The organism is Parabacteroides sp. KHUB-01 (assembly GCF_056640935.1).
In genome coordinates this window covers 1,305,149-1,328,082 of record NZ_CM153256.1, presented here as the reverse complement: position 1 = coordinate 1,328,082, position 22,934 = coordinate 1,305,149, and the positions used below count along the sequence as shown (strand labels likewise).

Below are 22,934 nucleotides of genomic sequence, written 5' to 3'. Positions count from 1 at the left end.
AAAAATATGGTTGAATTAGGTGATTTTCGTGTATCTGATGATTTTTGTCTGACTGATATACCTAAGAATAAAACAATAGTAAACACAATTAATGCCTATTCTTGGGTAATGACAAATAATAATATGGTGTTTAAAGAAGCTTTACAAACAAGTGATTATCTTTTGCCGGATGGTGTAAGTATTGTATGGGCTTCTAAATTTTTGACAAATAGAAAAATAAAAAAAATTGCAGGAGCAGATTTACATAAATTATTACTTGATATTTTAAATAAAAACTCAGGAAAATGTTTTTATTTAGGATCTTCAGAGAATACTTTATCATTAATTAGAGAAAAAATAAACTTGAATTATCCTAATATATCTATTGAAACATATAGTCCACCATTTAAAGAAGTATTTTCAAAAGAGGATAATGATCAAATGTGTAAGTCTATTAATAACTTTGACCCTGATGTAGTGTTTGTGGGTATGACTGCTCCAAAGCAAGAAATGTGGATATTACAAAATAAGAATAATATCAATGCTAAAGTTATATGTGGTATAGGTGCTGTTTTCGATTTTTTTGCTGAAACTAAAAAAAGACCACCACGCTGGATGATTTCATTAGGATTAGAATGGTTTGGAAGACTTTTAAGTGATCCAAAACGTTTATGGAGGAGGTATTTAATTTATAATTTTGTTTTTGTTAAAGAAATCATAAAACTTAAATATAAATTCTGATTAAAAAATATAATACCTCAATTTTTTTTTGAGGTATTATATTTCATATTTGAAAAAACTAAACCTAGTAACATCATAAAGAATATACCTCTGTGGCTTGTGAATGTTGCATCAGCAATATTTTCAATAGCAAAATATCCAGATATAATAATAATAATAGCTGGGTAAATTGTATTTTTTGATACCCTAAAATTAGAGTATGCTTTTTTGCATAAGTATAACCAAAAGATAACAAATAGGCATAATCCAATAACTCCGAACTGAGCTAATGATGGATAATAAGTATCTGATACAAAAAAAGGATAATCTTTGCTCAATCCCCATATACCATTAATACCATATTCTTTATATATTGGAGAATAATATGCACCTGAAGCATGTGTTGCAAAACTTGCAAAACCAGATCCAAAAGGGAAATAATCAGTAAATATTAATAAAGAAGTAGCATAAAGAGCAAATCTTGCGACATAGTCGTTTTCAGAGGTTTCAGAAGAAAAACCTTGAACAAAGTAAAAATCTATTTTTTCTTTTGCAACAAATAAAATAGCAAAAAGCATAGCAAGCATTATGATCGTATTTTTTAAATTAAATTTTAGATTTTGTATATTGTCAGAGAAAAAAGTTACAAATAGAGTAAAAATAAAGAATCCATAGAATTTAGAACGACCAGATGTTAGTCCTATTGCTAGCATACAAATAAATATGAATTTTTCTTTTTTGGTGAATTTGCCTGTAAATAAGTATGTTAAGGAGAGTGCTGTAATTGCTGCTGCATAATTTGATGCATGTCCCATAATGGGTTTGAAAATATCAAAGTTAATTAGTCCTATAATGCCTATAGGAAGAAATAAAAACCAACATAATAGACTATATTGATTTAATATTTTTTTTTGACTTTCAGAAAAAATAGGCATTAGTTGGTATGTACAGAAAAACGCAATATATGGTTTTAATTGAATAATGAAATCGACTAATATTGCTTTTTTTGAATTACTACCTATATAAATTGAATAGAACAAGTAAAAAATAAATATTAATAGCGTAATTATAAATCCTTTACTTATATTCCAATCTTTAGAAGAGAAGGTTTGATATAAAAACATTAATAATATAACAAAGCCACAAATTTCATCAATAGATTGAAAACCTATTAATCCATAGAGTAGCATTGCAAATGTTAACATGAAAGTATATAAATAGAAGAATTGTTTATTTATAAAATCTTGCATAATTAGACTTTTTTAGAATGAAAAATTTATTAATATGTTGTATTGAAAATTTTATTTTTGATTACAAGGCTTGTATCATAAATAAATAGTGTTTGAATATATATTAAATACGCAAAATTACAACTTTTATTATAAACTACTTTGGATTTTTCAAAGTTTACTAATACCATTGATGATACAAATGTTGGAAATGCTGCTTGAGTTTGAATATAAAGAGGTGAGAAAAAACTTAATAGCTTGTTTATTAGATTTTTCAATGTGAAAGTGATAAAAATGCCTATAAATGAAATAAAATAGATACAGAATTCTGAATAATGGTGTTCAGAACTCTGTATCTAAAAATTATTTTATAGTGAAAATGAGAGGTTTTTTACTCCACCATCCACCCCGGAACTCCCACAACCCCGGATTTACCATCACCTTTATACCTTGAAGGAATAGAAGCATAGTGAGTAGCAATAGTATTATATACAATAACTTCAATATAATTCTTGCCAGGTTTGATAAAATCTTTTACATCGAAAGCCCATGGTGCAGTCAATCTTGTACCGGTATATTTACCGTTGATATACACTTCTGCTGTTGAGATAACATCACCAAGGTCCAGACTGTTGATTTTCTTACATTCTTCTTCGTTAAGAACAACTTCTTTACTGTATTTTATGCCGCCAGAGAAACTTTCAAGTCCGGGCTGTCTGCTCCAGTCTCCAAGGGTTGATAAGCCTTTATCGCATGTTTGTTTTATAGGATATGGGAAAACGGCACCTCCGTGATGTAGGCTTTCAAGTTCTATAGTAACTAACGCTGGTCGCATCTCATCTTTTACGGTGTTTATTACATAAGATGCCAGTCCGTCTTCTCTTTTTGAAACTTCTTTTATATCAGCTTTTTTGCCATTAATCCATACTGACATATTTGAAGCGAAAGCAGACAAGTTTAAAGATTTAAGTCCTGGAGCTGATACGAAACGGAAATACTGTTTCTCTTCTTTTCCTGAAATAGAGTAGGGAAGTATTGACAAATCACCGTTCCATTTCATACTGAGAGGTTTTTCTTTCAGAATTTCGTTTACAAACTTGCCTTTGTATGCTTCGTTACGGAATACAAAATATGTAGTTCCAGCACCTTTATAGTATAGAGTAACTTTGTTCTGACCTTTTTGCAATCGAACTTTTCCGTTTGAATTTATAGGCTTGTTGTTTATCCATACTTTTTCAGGAACTTTTTCCCCATGCAATATCTCATATAATCCTTCTTCCGGAGAAATTACATATGTTTGTAAATAGTAATTTGTCCCATTAGGATTTTCTGTTCTTTTTAGCTGAGTAAATTCATCTTTTAGATTACCAAGTCTGATGAAATCATCATACATTTCTGTTTTTAACCCATGATATCCCTGATGTCCGTAATCATTTTCTACGCCCCAGCGCCATGAGTACGAATATGGTTTCCAAGGTAAAGTAGAATTGTCACTGAGTAAAACAGATTCTTCTATTTGATGGTCAACGGCTTCCAGTATCAGCATTTTGTCACCGAATGAAACGCTTTGCTTCTTCCATTCTGTAGAAGATATTGTTGTATTTTTCCAATTACTGTCCACATGAGTTGTATATTCCAGACTTCTGATTTCTGCACCTAAAAGCTCGTTGCTTGCTGGCCAGTGATAATCTCCCCACTGATTATTCAGTATAGGTATGATTTCAGTGAACCATTCTCCGGTTATTTCTTTTTTCTTCATTACCGGAAAATCTTTTTCGCCGCTTATCGTAGCTTTTTTCTCCGGGTCGAATACTATCAGTTGGATTTCAGTTTTCGACAGAGGAAGATACAGATATGAACCATCTTCGTCAGTTGAGCAAACTGGTATTGGAGTTACATTTCCTGTCCACGGATCCCACAGTTCGGCAGATCCATGAGCTCTGAAATAACATTTCGAATTCTTATCTACATTGTAAACTGCATATAGATTTCTTTTACCGATTTTTCTGTGCATTATATTCGGCTGGTTTATCTCTCCTTCGGTTATTTCAAAGTCTCTTTTCGTTACATTATCTATATAGCTTACGATGGAAGACATGCTTGTCACAGACAATTCATTTACCATCGAATTCAATTCATTGTCCAATATTCCTTCTTCGGTAGCTTTTGGCAATTGGTCTGCACATATAACGATACCTCCGGCTTTCTGGAATTCTACTGCTTTGCGTATAGATGTAGAGCGTATTGTTTCCATATTTGGAATAACCAGGATTTTGAAACTTTCGCCTGAAACACACAGTTTTCCGTTTTCAACAGTTGCACGTTTCAGTGATTCATAATCCATGAAGTCAAAGTCTATGCCTTGATTGTATAAGTCTTCTCCAAGTTTGAATGCGCAATTAACAGCTGTTTTGCCGTTTCCGGCAATAACAGGTTCTACAGGATAAAGAATAGCTACGTCGGCACAATGATATCCTTGTGAGAGAATATAACTCAGACGTTCTGTGCATTTCAACAATTTGTCCATTTCTTTCCAGTATGGCATACGGAAATGGTTGCAAGGCGGTGCCCATTCCCACCATCCGCCGGGTGTGGAATAATATAATCCGTGCAAGCTGAGCAAATTCTGTCCTTGTACGTAGTTGGCAAATATTGCATCAGCCAGCGCGCCTGACGATGTGTCCCATCCACTGCTGTGAAAGCCTTCGAGCCAAACTCTTGGCCGTTCATACATATGTGCAATAGATGAGGCTACTTTGTTCTTTATGATGTTTTTCTGAAGATTAGGCTGGTCGCAGCCCGGACCCTGATTCCATCTTTGTGTACGGAAATAATCTCCAAATTCTGCCACGTCCAAACCACGGCCTCCGTGGTCGCATCCGTAAATCAAACCTCTGTCTTCGTGCCAGCGATAAACTGGTTCGAAAAAGTTCTCTTCGCACAATGAAACCATTACATCGTTGTAGTCTAGTCTGTATTTGGAAGTTTTGTCTCCAACTTCTTGAAATAAAGCTACAAGATGAGGCACAATGTCGTATCCTTTGCGTTTCTTGAATTCGTCACGGAAATATTCATCCCAGATATAATTGCTAAGAAGGAAATTGAGTTCGTCCGAGAAAAAGAAATTCAATCCATCCTTTGATTCTTCCGGGAATCTGTCTTCAAATTGCTGGAAAAAGAATTCATTGTAAACTTTTCCTGATAATGGATGCATTGGGTTGTATGACGGAACTTTCTCTTCTGAATATACGACAGTCACCATCCATTCTCCTTCTGAAGGCGACCATTTCAGAATACCGCCATTGTAATATTGCTTCAAGTCGATGACACTTGAAGGCAGCAGCGTACTGTCTTTACTGAATTGGTATGCTTGAACTGCCAGTACATCTTTCGGCAATTCCCATGTAATTTCTTTATCAGTTTTTCTTTTGCGGAATTTCAATTCATGTCCTTGAATTTCCGGATGAGCCTTTAGTGCTTCGTCAACATATTGTTCCTGACCAACACCGAGTGTATAGTCGCTAAGACTCACTGTCATTCCTCTTTTATTGGCTTCTTTCATAAACCAGCCAAACAAATCCCACCATTCTTCGGTGAATATTTCCGGTTTGGATTTATATGTAAGTCCCCATAATTTCCCTCCTTTGTCGCTGTGAGCATAGTTCACCTGCAAACTGCTAATACATTTGTCCTTAAGTATTTCCAAATGGCCGGTAAGATGTTCTTTGGTAAGTGTATCTCCCATCCACCAGTAGAAGGGCACTTCTCCATATCCTTTAGGCGGATTCTTGAAGCCAGGCAAGGCATCGAAATTAGCTGAACGGTTAGGTTTTCCCACTGATTTTTTATTGTCTGCATACATATTGGCAGATAAGCACACACATAGAGAAATGAAAAATGCGATTTTCCCAATCATAAATTTATAGTTTAAGAAGTTTTGGTTACAAAAATAGAATAAAATAGATTTTTCAGGCTTGTATTATATAATTATTGGTTTATACAATTGACTTTATTGTTTCTTTTGCTTCAAATCTTTAATCTTACATCCGGAGCAGCCATCGCAACTGCCACATAAATTGCTGTCTTTTGGCGCAGTTATAGTTTTATATAGTTTGAAACCAACATACATGATTGTTACTATGCCGATGATAATTATTGCTATATATTGCCACATATTCAAATAGGTTTGACAGTTTACAAGATACGGGTTGACAAGAGAAGTTCTTGTCAACTCGTTTTCTTGTTACCTTGTTAACTGAAAGTTCAGCTTGCTAAAATTGAATTATATAATAAGACTTCCAATCTGGAACACCACAAATGATGTTATCCATGCCAAAACACATGTATATCCAATTACGAACAATCCCCATTTCCATGAACCGGATTCGTTGACTATTGCCGAAACTGTTGCGATACATGGGAAATATATCAGGACAAACAACATGAAGCTCAATGCAACCAGAGGTGTAAACACCGGCGTTCCGTCCGGATATTTGTCCTGCTTCATCTGCTGGTCGAGTGCTTGAGTGTTTTCATCGTCTGCTTCTCCAGTATATAATACGCTCAATGTGCTGACAACAACTTCTTTGGCAGCCATACCAGTCATAAGACTTACACTCATTTTCCAGTCAAAACCAAGAGGAGCAAGAACCGGTTGTATGGCTTGTCCGATACGTCCGATATATGAATTCTGCTGGTGAACAGTTGTTTTCTGTTTTTCCAAAGTTGCCAGTGAAGTTTCCTGTTCTGCTGTTAAATTGCCATTTGATGTTTGTTCTATTTGGGCAATTTGAGATCCAATAGCAGCTTCGTCTGCTGAATGCTGAGGGAAATAGCTCAAGAACCATATAATGATTGAAGCAACAAGGATAACTCCTCCCATCTTATGAAGATATTGCTTTGCCTTTTCCCACATATGCAGAAGTATAGACTTTCCTGTCGGGAGTCTGTAAGGCGGAAGTTCCATTACGAAAGGAACATCTTCTTCATTAAACAAATATCTTCTGAACAGACGTGCCATCAGAACGGCAAGCAAAATGCCGGATACATATAATACTAATAATATACTTCCTGCATTTTTAGGGAAAAATGCACCTGTCAGCAAAATATAAACCGGCAGACGTGCGCTACAGCTCATCAGCGGATTTATAAGCATCGTAATCATACGGCTGTTACGGCTTTCGATGGTTCGTGATGCCATGATTGCCGGAACGTTACATCCAAATCCCATAACCAGAGGAATGAATGATTTCCCGTGAAGCCCCATCTTGTGCATTATGCGGTCCATTATAAAGGCAGCTCGTGCCATATATCCGGAGTCTTCCATGAAAGATATGAAAGCATACAATATGATGATGTTTGGAAGGAATACGATGACACCGCCGACACCTCCTATGATACCGTCAACTATCAAGTCCTTGAGCGGACCTTCGGACATATTGTTTCTCATAAACTCACTTATCATTCCGACAAGAGATTCAATCCATCCCATCGGATATTCACCGATACGGAATGTCGCTTCAAACATGAACCACATGAAAAGAATAAATATCGGGAAACCAAGCACTTTATGTGTGACAAACGTGTCGATTATCTGTGTGCTTGTCACCTCCTTCATTTTTGCCTGTTCAAATGTCTCGCGCAAAGCTCCGGAGATAAATCCGTATCTGGCGTTTGTGAAGGATGTTTCTGTATCTTCTTTCAGCAATTCCTCAATGTGGTTGATATTTCTGTCTCTTTCCTGCAGGATTTCCTTAGGATTACTTAATGTCTCGACAAATTTCTCAATTTCCTTGTCGCGCTCCATCAGCTTTATAGCCAGATAACGGCGTGAGTAGCTGGTTGGGATATTGGGCTCGTTCTTGAGAGTTCTGTAAACATTGTTGATGCCTTTTTCCAGAATTTCTCCGTAATTGATATGGATATGGCGGAGAATAGGGTCTTCCTCTTCATATACTTTTATAACTCTGTCGAACAAATCTTCTATACCGAAGCCTGTTTTACTGATGGTTGGTATCATTGGAATACCGAGCATCTTTGACAGAGATTCATGGTCGAACTTATTTCCCTGTTTTTCCAGTTCGTCATACATGTTGAGGGCAATCACCATTCTGACGTCCATGTCGATAAGCTGGCAGGTAAGATATAGATTTCTTTCCAGATTCGAAGTATCAACGACATTGATTACAACATCCGGCTGCTCATCATTCAAATGTTTCCTTACGTAAAGTTCTTCCGGGGAATAAGCGGATAGGGAATATGTTCCCGGCAAATCCACTATTTTGAAAGTATAATCCTTGTGGTGGAATGTGCCTTCTTTTGCATCAACAGTCACACCGCTGTAGTTACCGACATGCTCATGTGCGCCCGAAGCGAAATTGAACAAAGATGTCTTTCCGCAATTAGGATTTCCAACAAGGGCAACATTAATAATCTTACCTTTGTGGAGAGCCATTTTGTGCAGTTCTTCATCGGAAGGTGTGATATAGCTGTCGATAGACCTTTCGCCAAGTCTTGTTTTTTCTTCTTTTGCAAATTCGGCTGCGCTTACAACTTCAATTAGTTGGGCATCGTTGCGGCGAAGCGAAACGTCGTAGCCCATTACTCTGTAGTGAATAGGATCTTTTAGTGGTGCATTCTTTATTACTTCAACTTCTTTACCTCTTATAAATCCCATCTCGATAATGCGTTTGCGGAAAGCTCCGCGTCCCATTACCTTAACAATAATTCCTTTTTCGCCTGTGCGAAGTTCTGATAATCTCATTTTTATTTTCGGTAAAAAACACGCACAAATTTACGAGTAATATATGTCTTGAACAATACCTACATTCAGGTATTTCAGGCATTGCCAGTTACAGATAATAATTGTTTTTCCACGGAGATAAGTATATATTCTTAAAACTAAAGCTTAGTTTTTTCAATCTTAGTTTCAGTTTGTAAAAACTAAGACATGATTTATAAAAACTGAGCTTTAGTTTTAAACTTAATTGTAGTTGTTTGGGATTATTAGGCTTTCAGTCAATATCTAACGTGAGTTCGACGAATTCTGATCTATCAATCAAGGCTGAAAGCCTTGTCAAATCAGGCATTTGACTGATTTGTATAGCCCAGGGCGTGAGCCCTGGGTAAATGCAACCACCATCCGTTCTAAGCTCTGAAAGAGCGACTCTCTATTAACGATGAAACCATAACAGAACATTGTGTCGCTCCTTCAGAGCTTTGTTTTATTATGTGTCTGTGACCCAGGGCTCACGCCCTGGGCTATAAAAAGGCTTTCAGCCTTAATTTTATGTCCTTTTTCTCGGAATAATTCATTCTCCAAATCTGTTAGCATTTTTAATTCGTCGAACTCACGTTATTTAGAAAATAATGTAATCTGCATTATTCATGGATAAATTATGCCACACCCTTTATTGATTAATATGATCATATATTCTTCCTAAATCAATTCTTTATCGGGCAAGTTTGCTTATCTTTACATATGATAAGACGCGGCTCGGAAGAGCAAAATAAAAACTTGTTTTGATTTTGTATAGGAGAGAGGATTTTAACAATATGAATAAAGGAAGAAACAGAATAATATTATCGTTAGGTTCCAATTTATCACCAAAGAAGAATATTGACTGGGCTTGTGATGAGTTGAGGAAACTGTTGCCTGATATAGTATTTTCGAAGGCTGTCTATACCAAGCCATGTAATTGGCATTGTGAGGATTTGTTTCTGAATTGCGTAGCCATAGCTGATACTGATTACTTGAAAGACGAGCTTGTTTCTTTCTTCAAGTCTTTGGAAAGGGAAAGCGGACGCACTGCAGAAAGCAAAATAATCGGGAAAATATCACTGGATATTGACCTTCTGCAGTGGAATGATTGCATTCTGAAACCCGGAGATATGAAGCGGGAATATGTTATGAATGGACTTTTATCTCTTGAAGCTGAATTGCAGAATGATGAAAGGAGCAAGTGAAAATCCTGCTTTTCCGCTTTTCCGGATAAAACAATTTATGGCTTTGCATAATGTTGCGGCTAAAGGTTTATTGCGCCTTACATTGTAAAATCCTTTTTCCACGTTTATTGTATATCCGTGTTTTTTGCCTAATTCTTCATAGGAAGAAATAGGAAGAATTCTTTCCATCCAGTTTCCGTTTCTTGGGTCGCAAGTGTTATAACGGTCTGCCGTTTGAGGGAAATTGTTTGATTCGATAGCTTTCCTTATATCCTGGAAAATCATTCCTCTGGTCAGTTCTGCCAATTTTGCGACTTCATCATCCGAGGCATTCGGTAATTCCTTTTTTATGAAATCAAATCTCAAAGTATAGTAATTGGGATTTTCCATATTTCCTTTTTCACAAGCCACCATTGCTTTGTGCAATCTTCTTTTCACAATTGGGTTGAAAGGCGTTGAGGCTGTTGTGAATATCATTGCCATTTGATTGTTTATGGCAGATAATTCGTCGAACATAGGATTTAAATCATACACATGCTCGATTAAATCAGTGGCAATCAGCAAATGTGGAGAAACGTTGTTTTCTGCGCACCATTTGGCTAAGGCGGCAGACGAACCTTCAATTACGGTGTTTGGTCCGTAACCGGTCTCCTCTTTAAGGACAGATACAGTTTGTACAGATTTAGGATTTATATCAACATATATTATATTTCTGAATCCAAGATAACTGGCAAAAATGCTGAGAAATCCGCTTCCGCCACCGAAATCCACAAGAGTAGTTTCGTTTATATTACCTTTAAACGATTCAAGTCCTAGGGCAATACATCTGGCGTAAATACTCATATAGTAATGAAAAGCCGGTTTCAGACGATTGATATAAGCCTTGTTATAATCGCTTATAGGCAATTTCCCGAAATCAATCTTTGTCAGTTTATCAGCCAGTTGGCATGCAGAATCGTATATGTTTTTATTCTCCATAAATCATTTTTATCAGTTTCTTTGCCTGCTCTTTGTTTGAGAAAGCAGGGAAAAGAAGTTTTTCACGTTGTGCAATAATCTTTTCATCCACAGGAATTTCCATCAGACGATTACATTCGCTTATCATTTCCTCCGGTGTGTTTGCAATGCGGCAAAGACTGTCAAGCCCGCTTCCGGCAAGCATAAGTGAGTTTACTAAAGTATGACGTCCGCCAAACAGACTGTTAAGCAGTTTAAGTTTCAGTCCTGTGTCCTGGAAAGTTACCAACGTATGAATCTGAGCCTGACTGATAAGCTCTTCCATTTTGTTTTGTTCCGGATTGGGGATAATTTCTATATTATTATAAGAAGATGCTGCTTTATATATATCATCAGACGGGTCCATTCCTGCTACTATACATTTGTGTTTCAGTTTGCAGAACACATTTTTGATGAGGAAAAGAACTGCCTTTTCATTTTCCGGAACGGACAATTTACCGTGATAAAGTATATAATTTGATTTCCCTGTCAAAGTTGTTATTTTCTCGTTCGCATGAAAGCATGGGATAAATTCAACCTTTTTCTCCGGAAATACTTTTCTAAGATAATCTGCATCTGTAGTGGAAACAGATATGAGCAAGTCTGCCCATTTCACATTTTTCTGGAATAGACGGAATCTTAGACCTTCGAGTTTGAAGAAACTTTTCTTTATAATATTGTCGGTAGAATACGACAAAGCATTGTAATAGTCATGCTCGATATTGCATTCACGGAAAATCTTAAATCTGTTTCTCAGACGTTTGTCGCTGAGATAATAACAGGAGTGAAGTCCTTCGAAAAGAATAGGATAATCGTTTTTCAGCAGATTCTTTATCAGATTCTTGTCTTTTCTTCCATATACGTTGTATGGCAGATATGTGAGATTGGGCAGAAGTCCGGTTCTTCTTTTATAATAATGCACTTCGTGGCATATCTTTTCCAGTTCCGAAGTTCTTGGTCTTTCATATTCGAAACAATGCAAAATGATTTTTACACCACATTCGTGCAAAGCTTTCATTTTATAATATATGTCGAGCACTCCGCCATAGTTGGCAGGCCATGGAATATTCAGAGATATAATGTTCAGATATTTATCCATTCCTTTTCTTTTGAATTAGTTCGGTAAAGATAGACATAAATTCGTCAGCTTGTTTTTTGCGAGAGAATCTCTCAACCGCTTCTTTATCCGGCGATACGGAAGTGTATCCTTGTTTTTTCCATTGTTCATACTTCTCCAGGATAAAGTCATAAGCTTCATCTGCATTTCTTGCGCTTGCTCCGGTTTTTGTTTTCCGGATAGTTTCTTCCAAGCAGCTTTCGTCACTGCGCACACAAAGCAGAGGTTTTTCTGTTGCCATGGCTTCGAATAGTTTGGTGGACATAATTCCTTTCGGACCATTATCGTCACATTTATTAGCTATTTGCAGAAGAATACTGCTATTGTGCAGAAGCTGTGGTATTTCGTTTGCAGGAATATATGGATGATAGTCCATATATTGGCATACATTGTATTTTGCAGATTCTTCTCTCAATATTGCCTCAGAATTTGAATCAACATACCAAGCCATACGAAGCGTTTCCGGTGATATCAGATTATTATTGTGTAATCTTTCAATCGCTTCAAATAATGGCCGCGGGTCTCTGATTCCCAAACTGAGAATTCTTCCTGTATATGATAGAATAAACTTCTTTGTTGTCGGGTGTGACGGATAGAAAAGTTCCGGGTCATATCCGTTATATATCAGACGAGTATTCTTATTGTATTTGCTAAGAGTTTCCACATGCCAGGTTGAAACAGTAGTAACGCAGTCTGCCGATTCTATAACTTTGTTGCGATTTTTCAGCAAATGATTCTTGAAACATTTCACAATCAATCTGTCGAGAGCCGGGAAAGTATGAAACTTTTTTGATATATATTCATCTGATGCGTATTGTTCAACAATATCTCTCAGGTCTGCAATTAAAGGAAGATTATATTCCTTTGCAATCCTGAGTGCGGCAGGAAGTGGAAAAGTTCGGTAAGTGCTGCACAGAACAGCTTCTATATTTTCCTTTTCAACATATCTTTTGGCTGCATTATACATTCTTCTGTCTTTAAAATGGAAAAAGAAATCAAGAAAGAATGTAATTATCCATTCCAGTTTGTTCAAAACCGGATTCTTGAAGTGGTAGTAATTAACATATGAAACAGATATTCCGTCAGCAAGAAAGGCAAACATATTTTCGTTTATCTGTTCTGTAACGACATAAGGTCTCCATCCTGCTCTTTTAAGGTATTTGCATAAATATCCCATTCTCGGAGCAAAAGCCGGTGGAAACATATCACATAATATCAATATTTTCATAAGTTACTCAGAGTTTCTAATATTGTTTTATAAACATGGCGATGATTGAAATTCCCTTTTGTCATAAAATCACTGATATTCTCATTGTGCCAAAGCAAAACAACTTCGCCATTGTGTTCGTATATTGATTTGACAATATTAATGCAATATTCTATTGCTTCAGTTTCACTCATTGCCATATAGCTTTTTTCGCTAAAGGTAACGTCCATGCAAGTCAGCGGATGCAGCACAAGGTCCGAAAGCCTTTTGGTAAGAGGATTTATCCATCTTACGGGGCGGCATGTTCCTAGTCGGAATCCGTTCACGTCTGCATATCCCATAGTGAAATCATCTGTTATTCCCGCTTTTTCCAGTTCATCCAAATCTTCAGGTTCACGACAGCAAAGGAAATGATGCCTGTTGAATGTTATTTCTTTGCCGCATATCTTTTCAAGATTATATTTCTCCTTTGTTATGTTTGCTGGATTAATACTTGAAGAATAGCTGGTATGAAGACCTAATATATTATTGTCGGCTCCGCATATTTCACAAACTTTGCTGATAGATTTTGAGTTTTTGTAATAAAAAGGTTTGTCTACTTTGCTGTTTCCTCCACCTTTTATGAAGTAGATAGTTTGGCATAGTTCTCCTTTTTTCTTTTTTAGTTCTTTTTCTTGTTCGGTGAACCATGGGAATGTGAAATAAGGGTCATTTTCGTATTTATCCCGATACATTCGCCAAGCATTCTTCAGTCCGCAGCCCTTAATCGTTTCTCTTAGAAGATTGCGTATCGATTTGCAAAAGAATGGAGCGTCAACATCGTGGGTAAGCCATATTTTTTGAAATCCTTTTTCGGGTTCTTTTATTTCCTTGTCGCTATAAACTTCTCTAAGCCAGTTTCTGAGCAACGAACCATATTCCTCGATTATCGGTCTGTTTAGGAAATTGCCTTTATAAGGAGTAGATTCTTTTCCCGGAAATCGTCCGTGAATATCTCTTATGTTTCTTTTTACAATTTCCTCATATCTTGTCATCAGAAAGTAGGAACTTGCTATGATATCTGCATATATTAATAATGTGCCGTCATACCATTCTTTTCGGTTTGAGCCGAAAAGTAGTGGCACTCCATCAACATATTCAAGAGGAAATGATGGGATAGATGATGCAGTTCCATAAATACCGGAGTCGAAAAATCCGGAAGGAATAATCACTACAGAATATTTCTCAAACAGATTTCTGTCTGATGTATATCCAATTTTTCCATATAAACTGCCGGTTTGTTCTGTCCCAATCAGAAACTTTATGATATATTCAATTGTTCCTTGCATTTGCTTTGCTAAAATTCTTTATCAAATAGGATAGTTTTATCTTAATCCTATTTAATAAACTTAAATTCCCTTTGTTTATTGTGAAGAAAGGATATTGTTTTGCCCCAAATTCCCTAAAAAATCTTTCAACTCCCGGAATCATAGAGCCTTCGAAGTCGAATCTGTCGGTTATAGCTGATAATTCTTTTATCGCTGTCCAAAGAACAAGCGCATGCGCTCCGGAATCTCTTAGTTTGGGATTTCCGCCGCCGGCAATGTAATAGGCTGAACTTTGTTGCCAAACAATGAATGCTGCAGCATGCAAATTCCCTTGTTCGTCATAGCCGCCCCAAATATCTCCTTGTTTTCTTTTTCTGCTTTCCTTTATCAGCTTTATGAGCACATTTTCTCCTTTAGGACTATTAAGATTTTGTCTTTTAAATGTCAGGCTTTGAACCTTTAGGAAATCTTCAATAGGAATATTTTTCTTTACTGTTATTTTATTTTTATCCTGTGCCTTTGTGATATTTCTTCTGATATTGGAACTCATCTGAAGCCATACAGATTCATGTTCCTTTATATTATTGAGGATATATGTATAACGTGTAGTTTGTTTGTAACCATCCCAATAGAAAGGTAGCCAGTCTGTTATTTCATAATTGAAATTCTGATGGAAAAAATCTGTTTTGTTAAGTTCGGAAATAAACAGCTTCAGTATGTCTTGCCTTTGAGTTACTTTCTTCCTATAAGTTTCTTTACTATTTGCCGGAGAAAACCACGGACCCATGGTTTGAGTGTAGAAAGGCATTGTGATAACTCCTCGGCATGGTTCAAAATAAGGGAATGCTGAAATTATTTCTCCATTCTTTTTTGTGGCAAGCAATACGTTCCAATTATTTGTTCCGCAAACAATATCAAGCCACCAATCCCTGGAATAAATAGGAATTGATTCTTCTGTTTGGCATAACAAACGATATTGCTGCTTATCTGTCATTTTGAATGAAGTATTTTTGTTTATTTGATAGAAATAACAAGAAACAAGTTGACAAGAAAAAGTAACAGCCTTTTCTATTGAAAAGCTAGTCAACTTGTTCACTTGTCAACTTGTCTCCTGAAAGTTATTTATCGTGCAATGCTTCGAATATCAGATTTGACAATTCTTCTGCCAATTCCGGATTGTCAGCCACACACTGTTTTGCCGCGTCGCGTCCTTGTCCCAGTTTTGTGTCATTGTAGCTGTACCATGAACCGCTTTTCTTTATGATATTAAGTTCTGTTCCAAGGTCGATAATTTCACCGGATTTAGAAATACCTTCGCCGAACATAATATCGAATTCTGCTTTGCGGAAAGGTGGTGCCACCTTGTTTTTCACAACTTTTACTCTCACCTGGTTACCTTTCACTTCTTCACCGTCTTTCAACTGTCCGATTCTGCGGATATCAAGACGAACTGAAGCGTAGAATTTCAATGCATTACCACCGGTAGTTGTTTCTGGATTACCGAACATTACACCGATTTTATCACGCAACTGGTTGATGAAAATACAAGTTGTATTTGTTTTGTTGATTGCAGCAGTAAGCTTACGCAATGCTTGTGACATCAATCGAGCTTGCAAGCCCATTTTGCTGTCGCCCATGTCTCCTTCCAATTCAGCTTTTGGAGTAAGAGCTGCAACAGAGTCAACAACTACGATGTCAACAGCTGATGAACGAATAAGCTGTTCTGCAATTTCCAAAGCCTGCTCACCGCTATCCGGCTGTGAAATCCAAAGATTGTCAACATCAACACCAAGTTTTTCTGCGTAGAAACGGTCGAAAGCATGTTCTGCGTCAATGAATGCTGCGATACCGCCAGCCTTTTGAGCTTCTGCAATAGCGTGGATTGCCAATGTTGTCTTACCTGAAGATTCCGGACCGTAAATCTCAATGATTCGTCCTTTTGGATAACCTCCAACTCCGAGTGCAGCATTCAAAGCAATTGAACCACTAGGGATGACTTCTATATTTTCGATATGTTCATCTCCGAGTTTCATGATAGAGCCTTTACCATAGTTTTTCTCTATCTTTTCCATAGCTGCACGCAGGGCTTTCAGTTTGTCTGCATTGATAGCAGGCTTTCCTCCATTTTCCGGCGCGTTGTTTTCAAAGATATTTTCTTCTTTTGCCATTTTTTCGTTTGGTTTAGTTTTCTGAATATTATTTTCCTAAGATTTGGTTTGCGTGGTCCTTAGTTTTCACTTCTTTTGGACCGAATATCTTTTCAATAACTCCGTTTTCATCAATGATGAAAGTGGTGCGTAAAGTTCCCATATAAGTTCTGCCGCACATCTTTTTTTCAGCCCATACGCCAAACTGCTGCTGAAGTGTTGTTTCTGTATCAGCAATCAGACGGAAAGGAAGATTCTGCTTGGCAATGAAATTCTGGTGTGACTTTGCACTGTCTTTGCTGACGCCGACAATTTCATAACCGGCTTTCTGCAATTCTTCATAGCCGTCACGCAAGCTGCATGCTTCAGCTGTACAACCGGATGTATTGTCTTTCGGATAGAAATAAAGAGCAAGTTTCTTTCCTTTGAAATCACTAAGTTTGATTTCTTTACCGTTTTCGTCAGTTCCCAATATTTCAGGAGCTTTATCTCCAATGTTAAGTGCCATATTTTATATGTTTTAAATTCGTTTTATATTAAGCAAATATACAATTTTATTTTAAGATAAGTCTTATAATTCTTATTCTATTTTCCAAAATCATATCTTTGCATAATGAAACTGACATTGGAACAAAAAGAATTTTTGCGCGAACATGCATCTGATGATGTGAATAAACTTTTGCTTTCGGCTTCGCGTTTCCCGGATTTGAATATACCTTTTCTGGTTGAGCAGATTTTGTCTCGCCGGCAGATAAAGGATAAGTTGCCTTCGTGGTTCGCTAACGATAATTTGATCTTTCCTGCTAAAATTACGGCAGAGCAATGTTCTTCAGAAGTAACTGCAATGTACAAACAACGCCTGGTTGGAGCTGATGATATATTATGTGACCTCACCGGAGGTTTGGGAATTGATTCATTTTTCTTTTCACGAAAAGTGAAGTCTGTAATTTATATGGAGCGCTATGCCGAATATTGTGATGCGGCGCGTGATAATTTTATATTTCTTAGTGCTGAGAATATAACTGTAATAAATGAAGACTCAGCTCAGTCTGTCGCTGATTTGCCTGAAGTAGATGTGTTCTATATTGACCCGGCACGTAGAGGCGACGGAAACAAACGAGTATATGCTCTTAATGATTGCGAACCTGATTTGACAGTTCTTTTACCTTATTTGTATAAGAAATCTCCTCGTGTTATAGCTAAAATTTCTCCAATGGCTGATATACGTCAGACAATGGACTTGTTGCCGTCAGTTTCTGAGATACATGTTATTTCAGTAAAGAATGAATGCAAGGAGCTTTTGTTTGTTTTGGAAAGAGAAACGGTAAATAGGAGTAGTGTTCCTGTGGTTTGTGTAAATTATAATTCTTCAGGCAAGGAAGATTTGTTTTCATTCACGATGGAAAGTGAAGCTATTTCAGACGTTAAATATTCAGATAATGTTTTGGGATATCTGTATGAACCAAATTCTTCTATAATGAAGGCTGGAGCATTTAAGTCTGTTGCTTTTCATTATGGATTGGATAAACTTCATTCAAATAGTCATTTATACACATCCTTAGATATGGTTAGTGATTTCCCTGGGCGAATATTCAAAGTTGAGGAAGTTCTGCCATTCAGCAGTAAGTTGTGTAAAACAATAGGGAAGTCTGTTCCTAAAGCAAACATCGCCGTCCGTAATTTCCCTCTTTCGGTTGATGAACTGCGAAAGAAATGTAAAATCAAGGACGGCGGTGATATATATATTTTCGCCACAACATTATTCAATGGCGAAAAAGTATTTATACGTTGTAATAGAGTGTTCTCCTAACTTAACAGTAGGAGAACTATTTGTGCCAATATGACTCGGACAAACATTGATAGGGGATAAACTGTTGCATAAGCAACTGATGGTTCATCTCCTTCAACTGTTGTATTGGCATAGTTCAATGCCATCGGATTTGCCATACTTCCACATAACATACCGACATTCTGGGCATAATCCACTTTGAGGAATTGTGAAGCTATAATACCAACAATTATTACTGGGATAATAGTCAGAAGGAAACCTATTCCTATCCATAACAGACCTTCAGCCCTGAAAACAGTCTCAAAGAAATGTGCACCTGCGTCAATACCCAGTCCTGCAAGATAAATCACGATACCGAACTGGCGCATCATCAAGTTTGCACTTTGTGTTGCGTATGTTGTCAGATGGAAACGAGGACCAAATGCACCCATCAGAATACCGACAATTATTGGTCCACCAGCAATACCAAGTTTTACAGGAGTTGTCATACCTGGTATAGCAATAGGAATAGAACCTAGTATTACTCCTAATGCAAGACCTACGAACACTGCAAGAAGATTTGGATTTTTAAGTCGTTTTACTTCGTCTCCCAATATTTTACCAACATTGTTAACAGCATTTGCTTCACCAACTATAGTAAGTTTATCTCCAATCTGAAGGCGAAGGTCGGGTGATGCAAACAAGTCAATTCCGGCTCTGTTAACTCGGGTGATATTTATACCATACAGATTCCTAAGTCTGAGCGAACCTAACTTTACTCCATTGATTCTATTTCTTGATACAAGGATTCTACGTGAAATAAGCTGGCTGTCAATAGCATTCCAGTCAATATCTTCCTTATTCCAGTCAACATTTTCCTGTTCTCCAAATAAAACTTTTATGTTTTCAACGTCAGATTTTACAGAAATAATCAGCAAATGGTCGTTCTGTTCCAAAGTCGTGTCAGAAGTTGGTATGCTTACTTTCCCTTTTCTCCACACTCTTGAAATAACGAAGTGACGATCCGTAAGTTTCATCACATCCTTGATTTGCTTGTCGTATATGGCTGGATTACAAACTGAAAATTCAGCAACATAAGTTTGTGTATCTTTTATGGCTTTTGACGTTTCCTGAGTTCTTTTTGCAAAAAGAGCTTTAAGAAGTATTATAGCAAGGATTACACCTACAACTCCAAGCGGATATGTTACGGCACAGGCAAGAGCCATGTCGGTAACGCCTTTGGTGTTAGTTGGGTCAATCTGCAAAAGAGCTTGTTGGGCTGCACCAAGTGCCGGAGTGTTTGTTACGGCTCCCGAAAGAAGCCCCATCATGTCTGAAAGACTAATATCTGTTATATAATGTAGTACTAACGCCATTACCAAGCCGATGAAAACAACAGCCATGGATAATGAGTTTAATATAACACCGCCCTCTTTTAATGATGAGAAAAAGCTGGGACCAACCTGCAAACCGAGTGTGTAAACGAAAATGATAAGTCCAAAACTTTGTGCGAACAAAAGCATGTCCTTATTAACGACAACTCCAAGATGACCGGCTAGGATTCCGGCAAAAAATACAAACGTAATACCTAATGAAACACCGAAGAATTTAATTCTTCCCAAATATAGCCCTACAGCAGAAACTATTGAAATCATAGTTACAGCTTGCACCATCGTTGGTTGTAGGAATGTTTCTTCAAACCAATTTATCATAGAATTTTGTTTAGTGGGCGCAAAATTACAAAAAAATACTGGTAAAATACTTCTTATAGGCTTTTGGAAATATCTTTTTGCAATTAATCACATACTTCTGATATGTTATCATAAATAGATTTAATAATAAATATAACGGGTAACATTTATTGTGAGTTGAAACTATCTAATTATTTGTAATCCCTGAATTATCTAATTAATAATTATAGTTCTACTAAATCATATATTGAATTTATTGTAATAAAAATATCGATTCACCTAGGTGAGCCAATCAATCCACCTAGGTGAGCCGATTAACCCACCTAGGTGAGTTAATAAATTTAATATGATGAATAGGGGTTATTATAATTATGAATCGTAGAATTTATTATGAAGAAGTTCATAAATGATTTTGTAATGTTTTTCTCCATCATCTTGTAATCTTGTTTTCTCGTCAACTTGTCTTCTAAAAAAACTTCCCTTTCTATTCCACTGATACTCAGCCAAACTTAAAAATAATTTAAAAATTCTTCCCAAAATATTTTGCAGATTCAAAAATCCGTTCTACTTTTGCACCCGCAATCGAGAGAGATGCGGTAGTCAACATGATGAAGAGGTAAAGGAAAGTAATTCTGTCAGAGATAGGTGAGGTTGGTAAATCCAAGCGAAATTCCGAAAGCTGAAGAAAAAAACAAAAAAAACTTCCGAAAAAAATTTGGAAGATTAAAATAAAAGTTCTTACCTTTGCAACCGCAATCAAAAATAACGATAGCGACTAAGTTCTTTGAAAATATTACATATATCAACAAGTAGTACAAGTATTTTGAGAATAAATACCGTCAATACTTGATAAATCGTGAAGTAACGGAATCTTGAGCATAAGACATAAACAATTTATAACAACGAAGAGTTTGATCCTGGCTCAGGATGAACGCTAGCGACAGGCTTAACACATGCAAGTCGAGGGGCAGCGGGATAGTTGGCTTGCCAACTATTGCCGGCGACCGGCGCACGGGTGAGTAACGCGTATGCAACTTACCTATCAGAGGGGGATAGCTCATCGAAAGATGAATTAATACCGCATAAAACAGGGGTCCCGCATGGGAATATTTGTTAAAGATTCATCGCTGATAGATAGGCATGCGTTCCATTAGGCAGTTGGCGGGGTAACGGCCCACCAAACCGACGATGGATAGGGGTTCTGAGAGGAAGGTCCCCCACACTGGTACTGAGACACGGACCAGACTCCTACGGGAGGCAGCAGTGAGGAATATTGGTCAATGGGCGGAAGTCTGAACCAGCCAAGTCGCGTGAAGGATGAAGGTTCTATGGATTGTAAACTTCTTTTATAGGGGAATAAAAAATTCCACGTGTGGGATCTTGTATGTACCCCATGAATAAGCATCGGCTAACTCCGTGCCAGCAGCCGCGGTAATACGGAGGATGCGAGCGTTATCCGGATTTATTGGGTTTAAAGGGTGCGTAGGTGGTCTTTTAAGTCAGCGGTGAAAGTTTGTGGCTTAACCATAAAATTGCCATTGATACTGGGAGACTTGAGTGTGTTTGAGGTAGGCGGAATGCGTAGTGTAGCGGTGAAATGCATAGATATTACGCAGAACTCCGATTGCGAAGGCAGCTTACTAAACCATAACTGACACTGAAGCACGAAAGCGTGGGTATCGAACAGGATTAGATACCCTGGTAGTCCACGCAGTAAACGATGATTACTAGGAGTTTGCGATATAATGTAAGCTCTACAGCGAAAGCGTTAAGTAATCCACCTGGGGAGTACGCCGGCAACGGTGAAACTCAAAGGAATTGACGGGGGCCCGCACAAGCGGAGGAACATGTGGTTTAATTCGATGATACGCGAGGAACCTTACCCGGGTTTGAACGCAGGGGGACCGGAGTGGAAACACTTCTTTCAGCAATGACCGCTTGCGAGGTGCTGCATGGTTGTCGTCAGCTCGTGCCGTGAGGTGTCGGCTTAAGTGCCATAACGAGCGCAACCCTTGCCGTTAGTTACTAACAAGTAAAGTTGAGGACTCTAGCGGGACTGCCAGCGTAAGCTGTGAGGAAGGCGGGGATGACGTCAAATCAGCACGGCCCTTACATCCGGGGCGACACACGTGTTACAATGGCGTGGACAAAGAGTTGCGACCTGGCGACAGGGAGCTAATCTCGAAACCACGTCTCAGTTCGGATCGGAGTCTGCAACTCGACTCCGTGAAGCTGGATTCGCTAGTAATCGCGCATCAGCCATGGCGCGGTGAATACGTTCCCGGGCCTTGTACACACCGCCCGTCAAGCCATGGGAGCCGGGAGTACCTGAAGTCTGTAACCGCAAGGAACGGCCTAGGGTAAAACTGGTGACTGGGGCTAAGTCGTAACAAGGTAGCCGTACCGGAAGGTGCGGCTGGAACACCTCCTTTCTGGAGCGAGAGTTTCCGTGAAGATTATCAAGTGGTATTGAATCTCCACTTGTACTACGGTTGGATATATGAAAAAAAGATAGAAAAAGAGAAAGATGAAGCTGGGAAACCGGCAAAGTTGACAGTCCTATAGCTCAGTTGGTTAGAGCGCTACACTGATAATGTAGAGGTCGGCAGTTCAACTCTGCCTGGGACTACTCCGGAAAGAAACGATGAAAAATTTCTTTCCTTTTTATTTGCGGAAAAGAAAAAAGTTTCATACCTTTGCAGCCGCAAATGAAAAAACGGGGGATTAGCTCAGCTGGCTAGAGCATCTGCCTTGCACGCAGAGGGTCAACGGTTCGAATCCGTTATTCTCCACATAGCCTTGAAAAAGGTATAAGATCTTTGACATGTT

At 37.8% G+C, this 22,934-nt stretch carries 15 protein-coding genes, 2 tRNA genes and 1 rRNA gene; 6 read left to right on the top strand and 12 right to left on the bottom strand.

Annotated elements, in window-relative coordinates; all coding sequences use genetic code 11:
• The first annotated feature begins 6 nt into the window (after positions 1-6).
• Positions 7-720, top strand: coding sequence for a WecB/TagA/CpsF family glycosyltransferase (locus ACYIAR_RS05990; protein ID WP_480332723.1), 714 nt, complete (start codon positions 7-9; stop codon positions 718-720).
• A gap of 17 nt (positions 721-737) precedes the next feature.
• Here the strand turns inward: ACYIAR_RS05990 and ACYIAR_RS05985 are convergent, their stop codons facing one another.
• The 4 genes from ACYIAR_RS05985 to feoB form a co-directional block, all read right to left on the bottom strand.
• The gene (locus ACYIAR_RS05985) at positions 738-1,949 is read right to left on the bottom strand and encodes an O-antigen ligase family protein (RefSeq protein WP_480332721.1); all 1,212 of its coding nucleotides are present in this window, start codon (positions 1,947-1,949) and stop codon (positions 738-740) included.
• Positions 1,950-2,319: 370 nt separating this feature from the next.
• Positions 2,320-5,844 (bottom strand): glycosyl hydrolase, encoded by a 3,525-nt coding sequence (locus tag ACYIAR_RS05980; RefSeq protein ID WP_480332719.1) that lies wholly within the window; start codon positions 5,842-5,844, stop codon positions 2,320-2,322.
• A gap of 93 nt (positions 5,845-5,937) precedes the next feature.
• Positions 5,938-6,102: a FeoB-associated Cys-rich membrane protein gene (locus tag ACYIAR_RS05975; RefSeq protein WP_480332717.1), complete on the bottom strand. Its 165-nt coding sequence runs from the start codon at positions 6,100-6,102 to the stop codon at positions 5,938-5,940.
• Positions 6,103-6,210: 108 nt separating this feature from the next.
• Entirely contained in the window at positions 6,211-8,691 is a 2,481-nt protein-coding gene (gene feoB / locus ACYIAR_RS05970) for a ferrous iron transport protein B (RefSeq protein WP_480332715.1), read from the bottom strand.
• Between the two features lie 791 nt (positions 8,692-9,482).
• Here feoB and ACYIAR_RS05965 point away from each other — a divergent pair.
• Positions 9,483-9,893: a 2-amino-4-hydroxy-6-hydroxymethyldihydropteridine diphosphokinase gene (locus tag ACYIAR_RS05965; protein WP_480332713.1), complete on the top strand. Its 411-nt coding sequence runs from the start codon at positions 9,483-9,485 to the stop codon at positions 9,891-9,893.
• Here ACYIAR_RS05965 and ACYIAR_RS05960 read toward each other — a convergent pair.
• The 7 genes from ACYIAR_RS05960 to bcp form a co-directional block, all read right to left on the bottom strand.
• On the bottom strand, positions 9,849-10,850 hold the full coding sequence (locus tag ACYIAR_RS05960; protein ID WP_480332711.1) for a 50S ribosomal protein L11 methyltransferase: 1,002 nt from the start codon (positions 10,848-10,850) through the stop codon (positions 9,849-9,851). The genes ACYIAR_RS05965 and ACYIAR_RS05960 overlap by 45 nt on opposite strands.
• The gene (locus ACYIAR_RS05955; RefSeq protein WP_480332709.1) at positions 10,840-11,967 is read right to left on the bottom strand and encodes a glycosyltransferase family 1 protein; all 1,128 of its coding nucleotides are present in this window, start codon (positions 11,965-11,967) and stop codon (positions 10,840-10,842) included. Before ACYIAR_RS05955 ends, ACYIAR_RS05960 begins: the two co-directional genes overlap by 11 nt.
• Positions 11,960-13,213 (bottom strand): glycosyltransferase, encoded by a 1,254-nt coding sequence (locus tag ACYIAR_RS05950; protein ID WP_480332707.1) that lies wholly within the window; start codon positions 13,211-13,213, stop codon positions 11,960-11,962. The genes ACYIAR_RS05955 and ACYIAR_RS05950 overlap by 8 nt, the downstream gene beginning before the upstream one ends.
• Positions 13,210-14,520, bottom strand: coding sequence for a UDP-2,3-diacetamido-2,3-dideoxy-alpha-D-glucuronate deacetylase VimE (gene vimE / locus ACYIAR_RS05945; RefSeq protein WP_480332705.1), 1,311 nt, complete (start codon positions 14,518-14,520; stop codon positions 13,210-13,212). Before vimE ends, ACYIAR_RS05950 begins: the two co-directional genes overlap by 4 nt.
• Positions 14,504-15,493: a GNAT family N-acetyltransferase gene (locus ACYIAR_RS05940; RefSeq protein ID WP_480332703.1), complete on the bottom strand. Its 990-nt coding sequence runs from the start codon at positions 15,491-15,493 to the stop codon at positions 14,504-14,506. The genes vimE and ACYIAR_RS05940 overlap by 17 nt, the downstream gene beginning before the upstream one ends.
• Positions 15,494-15,617: 124 nt before the next feature.
• The gene (recA, locus tag ACYIAR_RS05935; RefSeq protein ID WP_480332701.1) at positions 15,618-16,667 is read right to left on the bottom strand and encodes a recombinase RecA; all 1,050 of its coding nucleotides are present in this window, start codon (positions 16,665-16,667) and stop codon (positions 15,618-15,620) included.
• Positions 16,668-16,695: 28 nt separating this feature from the next.
• Positions 16,696-17,154: a thioredoxin-dependent thiol peroxidase gene (gene bcp, locus ACYIAR_RS05930; RefSeq protein WP_480332699.1), complete on the bottom strand. Its 459-nt coding sequence runs from the start codon at positions 17,152-17,154 to the stop codon at positions 16,696-16,698.
• A 105-nt stretch (positions 17,155-17,259) separates the two neighbouring features.
• Between bcp and ACYIAR_RS05925 the strand changes: the two genes are divergently transcribed.
• Positions 17,260-18,456, top strand: coding sequence for a THUMP-like domain-containing protein (locus ACYIAR_RS05925; protein WP_480332697.1), 1,197 nt, complete (start codon positions 17,260-17,262; stop codon positions 18,454-18,456).
• Here the strand turns inward: ACYIAR_RS05925 and ACYIAR_RS05920 are convergent.
• Complete coding sequence (locus tag ACYIAR_RS05920) at positions 18,453-20,123, bottom strand: putative transporter (RefSeq protein ID WP_480333566.1); 1,671 nt, start codon at positions 20,121-20,123, stop codon at positions 18,453-18,455. The two genes, ACYIAR_RS05925 and ACYIAR_RS05920, sit on opposite strands and share 4 nt — an antisense overlap.
• 881 nt (positions 20,124-21,004) lie before the next feature.
• Here ACYIAR_RS05920 and ACYIAR_RS05915 point away from each other — a divergent pair.
• From ACYIAR_RS05915 to ACYIAR_RS05905, 3 genes are all read left to right on the top strand, one after another.
• Positions 21,005-22,537: ribosomal RNA gene (locus ACYIAR_RS05915) — 16S ribosomal RNA — on the top strand.
• 123 nt (positions 22,538-22,660) lie between these two features.
• Positions 22,661-22,734: transfer RNA gene (locus tag ACYIAR_RS05910), tRNA-Ile, on the top strand.
• 89 nt (positions 22,735-22,823) lie between these two features.
• Positions 22,824-22,897 (top strand) — tRNA-Ala (locus ACYIAR_RS05905).
• Positions 22,898-22,934: the final 37 nt, after the last annotated feature.

Bases quoted from the DNA above. Each gene is read 5' to 3' on its own strand.
- ACYIAR_RS05925 (WP_480332697.1), top strand. From the start codon at position 17,260: ATGAAACTGACATTGGAACAAAAAGAATTTTTGCGCGAACATGCATCT.
- feoB (WP_480332715.1), bottom strand. From the start codon at position 8,691: ATGAGATTATCAGAACTTCGCACAGGCGAAAAAGGAATTATTGTTAAG.
- vimE (WP_480332705.1), bottom strand. From the start codon at position 14,520: ATGCAAGGAACAATTGAATATATCATAAAGTTTCTGATTGGGACAGAA.
- bcp (WP_480332699.1), bottom strand. From the start codon at position 17,154: ATGGCACTTAACATTGGAGATAAAGCTCCTGAAATATTGGGAACTGAC.
- recA (WP_480332701.1), bottom strand. From the start codon at position 16,667: ATGGCAAAAGAAGAAAATATCTTTGAAAACAACGCGCCGGAAAATGGA.
- ACYIAR_RS05960 (WP_480332711.1), bottom strand. From the start codon at position 10,850: ATGGAGAATAAAAACATATACGATTCTGCATGCCAACTGGCTGATAAA.
- ACYIAR_RS05975 (WP_480332717.1), bottom strand. From the start codon at position 6,102: ATGTGGCAATATATAGCAATAATTATCATCGGCATAGTAACAATCATG.
- ACYIAR_RS05990 (WP_480332723.1), top strand. From the start codon at position 7: ATGGTTGAATTAGGTGATTTTCGTGTATCTGATGATTTTTGTCTGACT.
- ACYIAR_RS05980 (WP_480332719.1), bottom strand. From the start codon at position 5,844: ATGATTGGGAAAATCGCATTTTTCATTTCTCTATGTGTGTGCTTATCT.
- ACYIAR_RS05985 (WP_480332721.1), bottom strand. From the start codon at position 1,949: ATGCAAGATTTTATAAATAAACAATTCTTCTATTTATATACTTTCATG.
- ACYIAR_RS05940 (WP_480332703.1), bottom strand. From the start codon at position 15,493: ATGACAGATAAGCAGCAATATCGTTTGTTATGCCAAACAGAAGAATCA.
- ACYIAR_RS05955 (WP_480332709.1), bottom strand. From the start codon at position 11,967: ATGGATAAATATCTGAACATTATATCTCTGAATATTCCATGGCCTGCC.
- ACYIAR_RS05965 (WP_480332713.1), top strand. From the start codon at position 9,483: ATGAATAAAGGAAGAAACAGAATAATATTATCGTTAGGTTCCAATTTA.
- ACYIAR_RS05950 (WP_480332707.1), bottom strand. From the start codon at position 13,213: ATGAAAATATTGATATTATGTGATATGTTTCCACCGGCTTTTGCTCCG.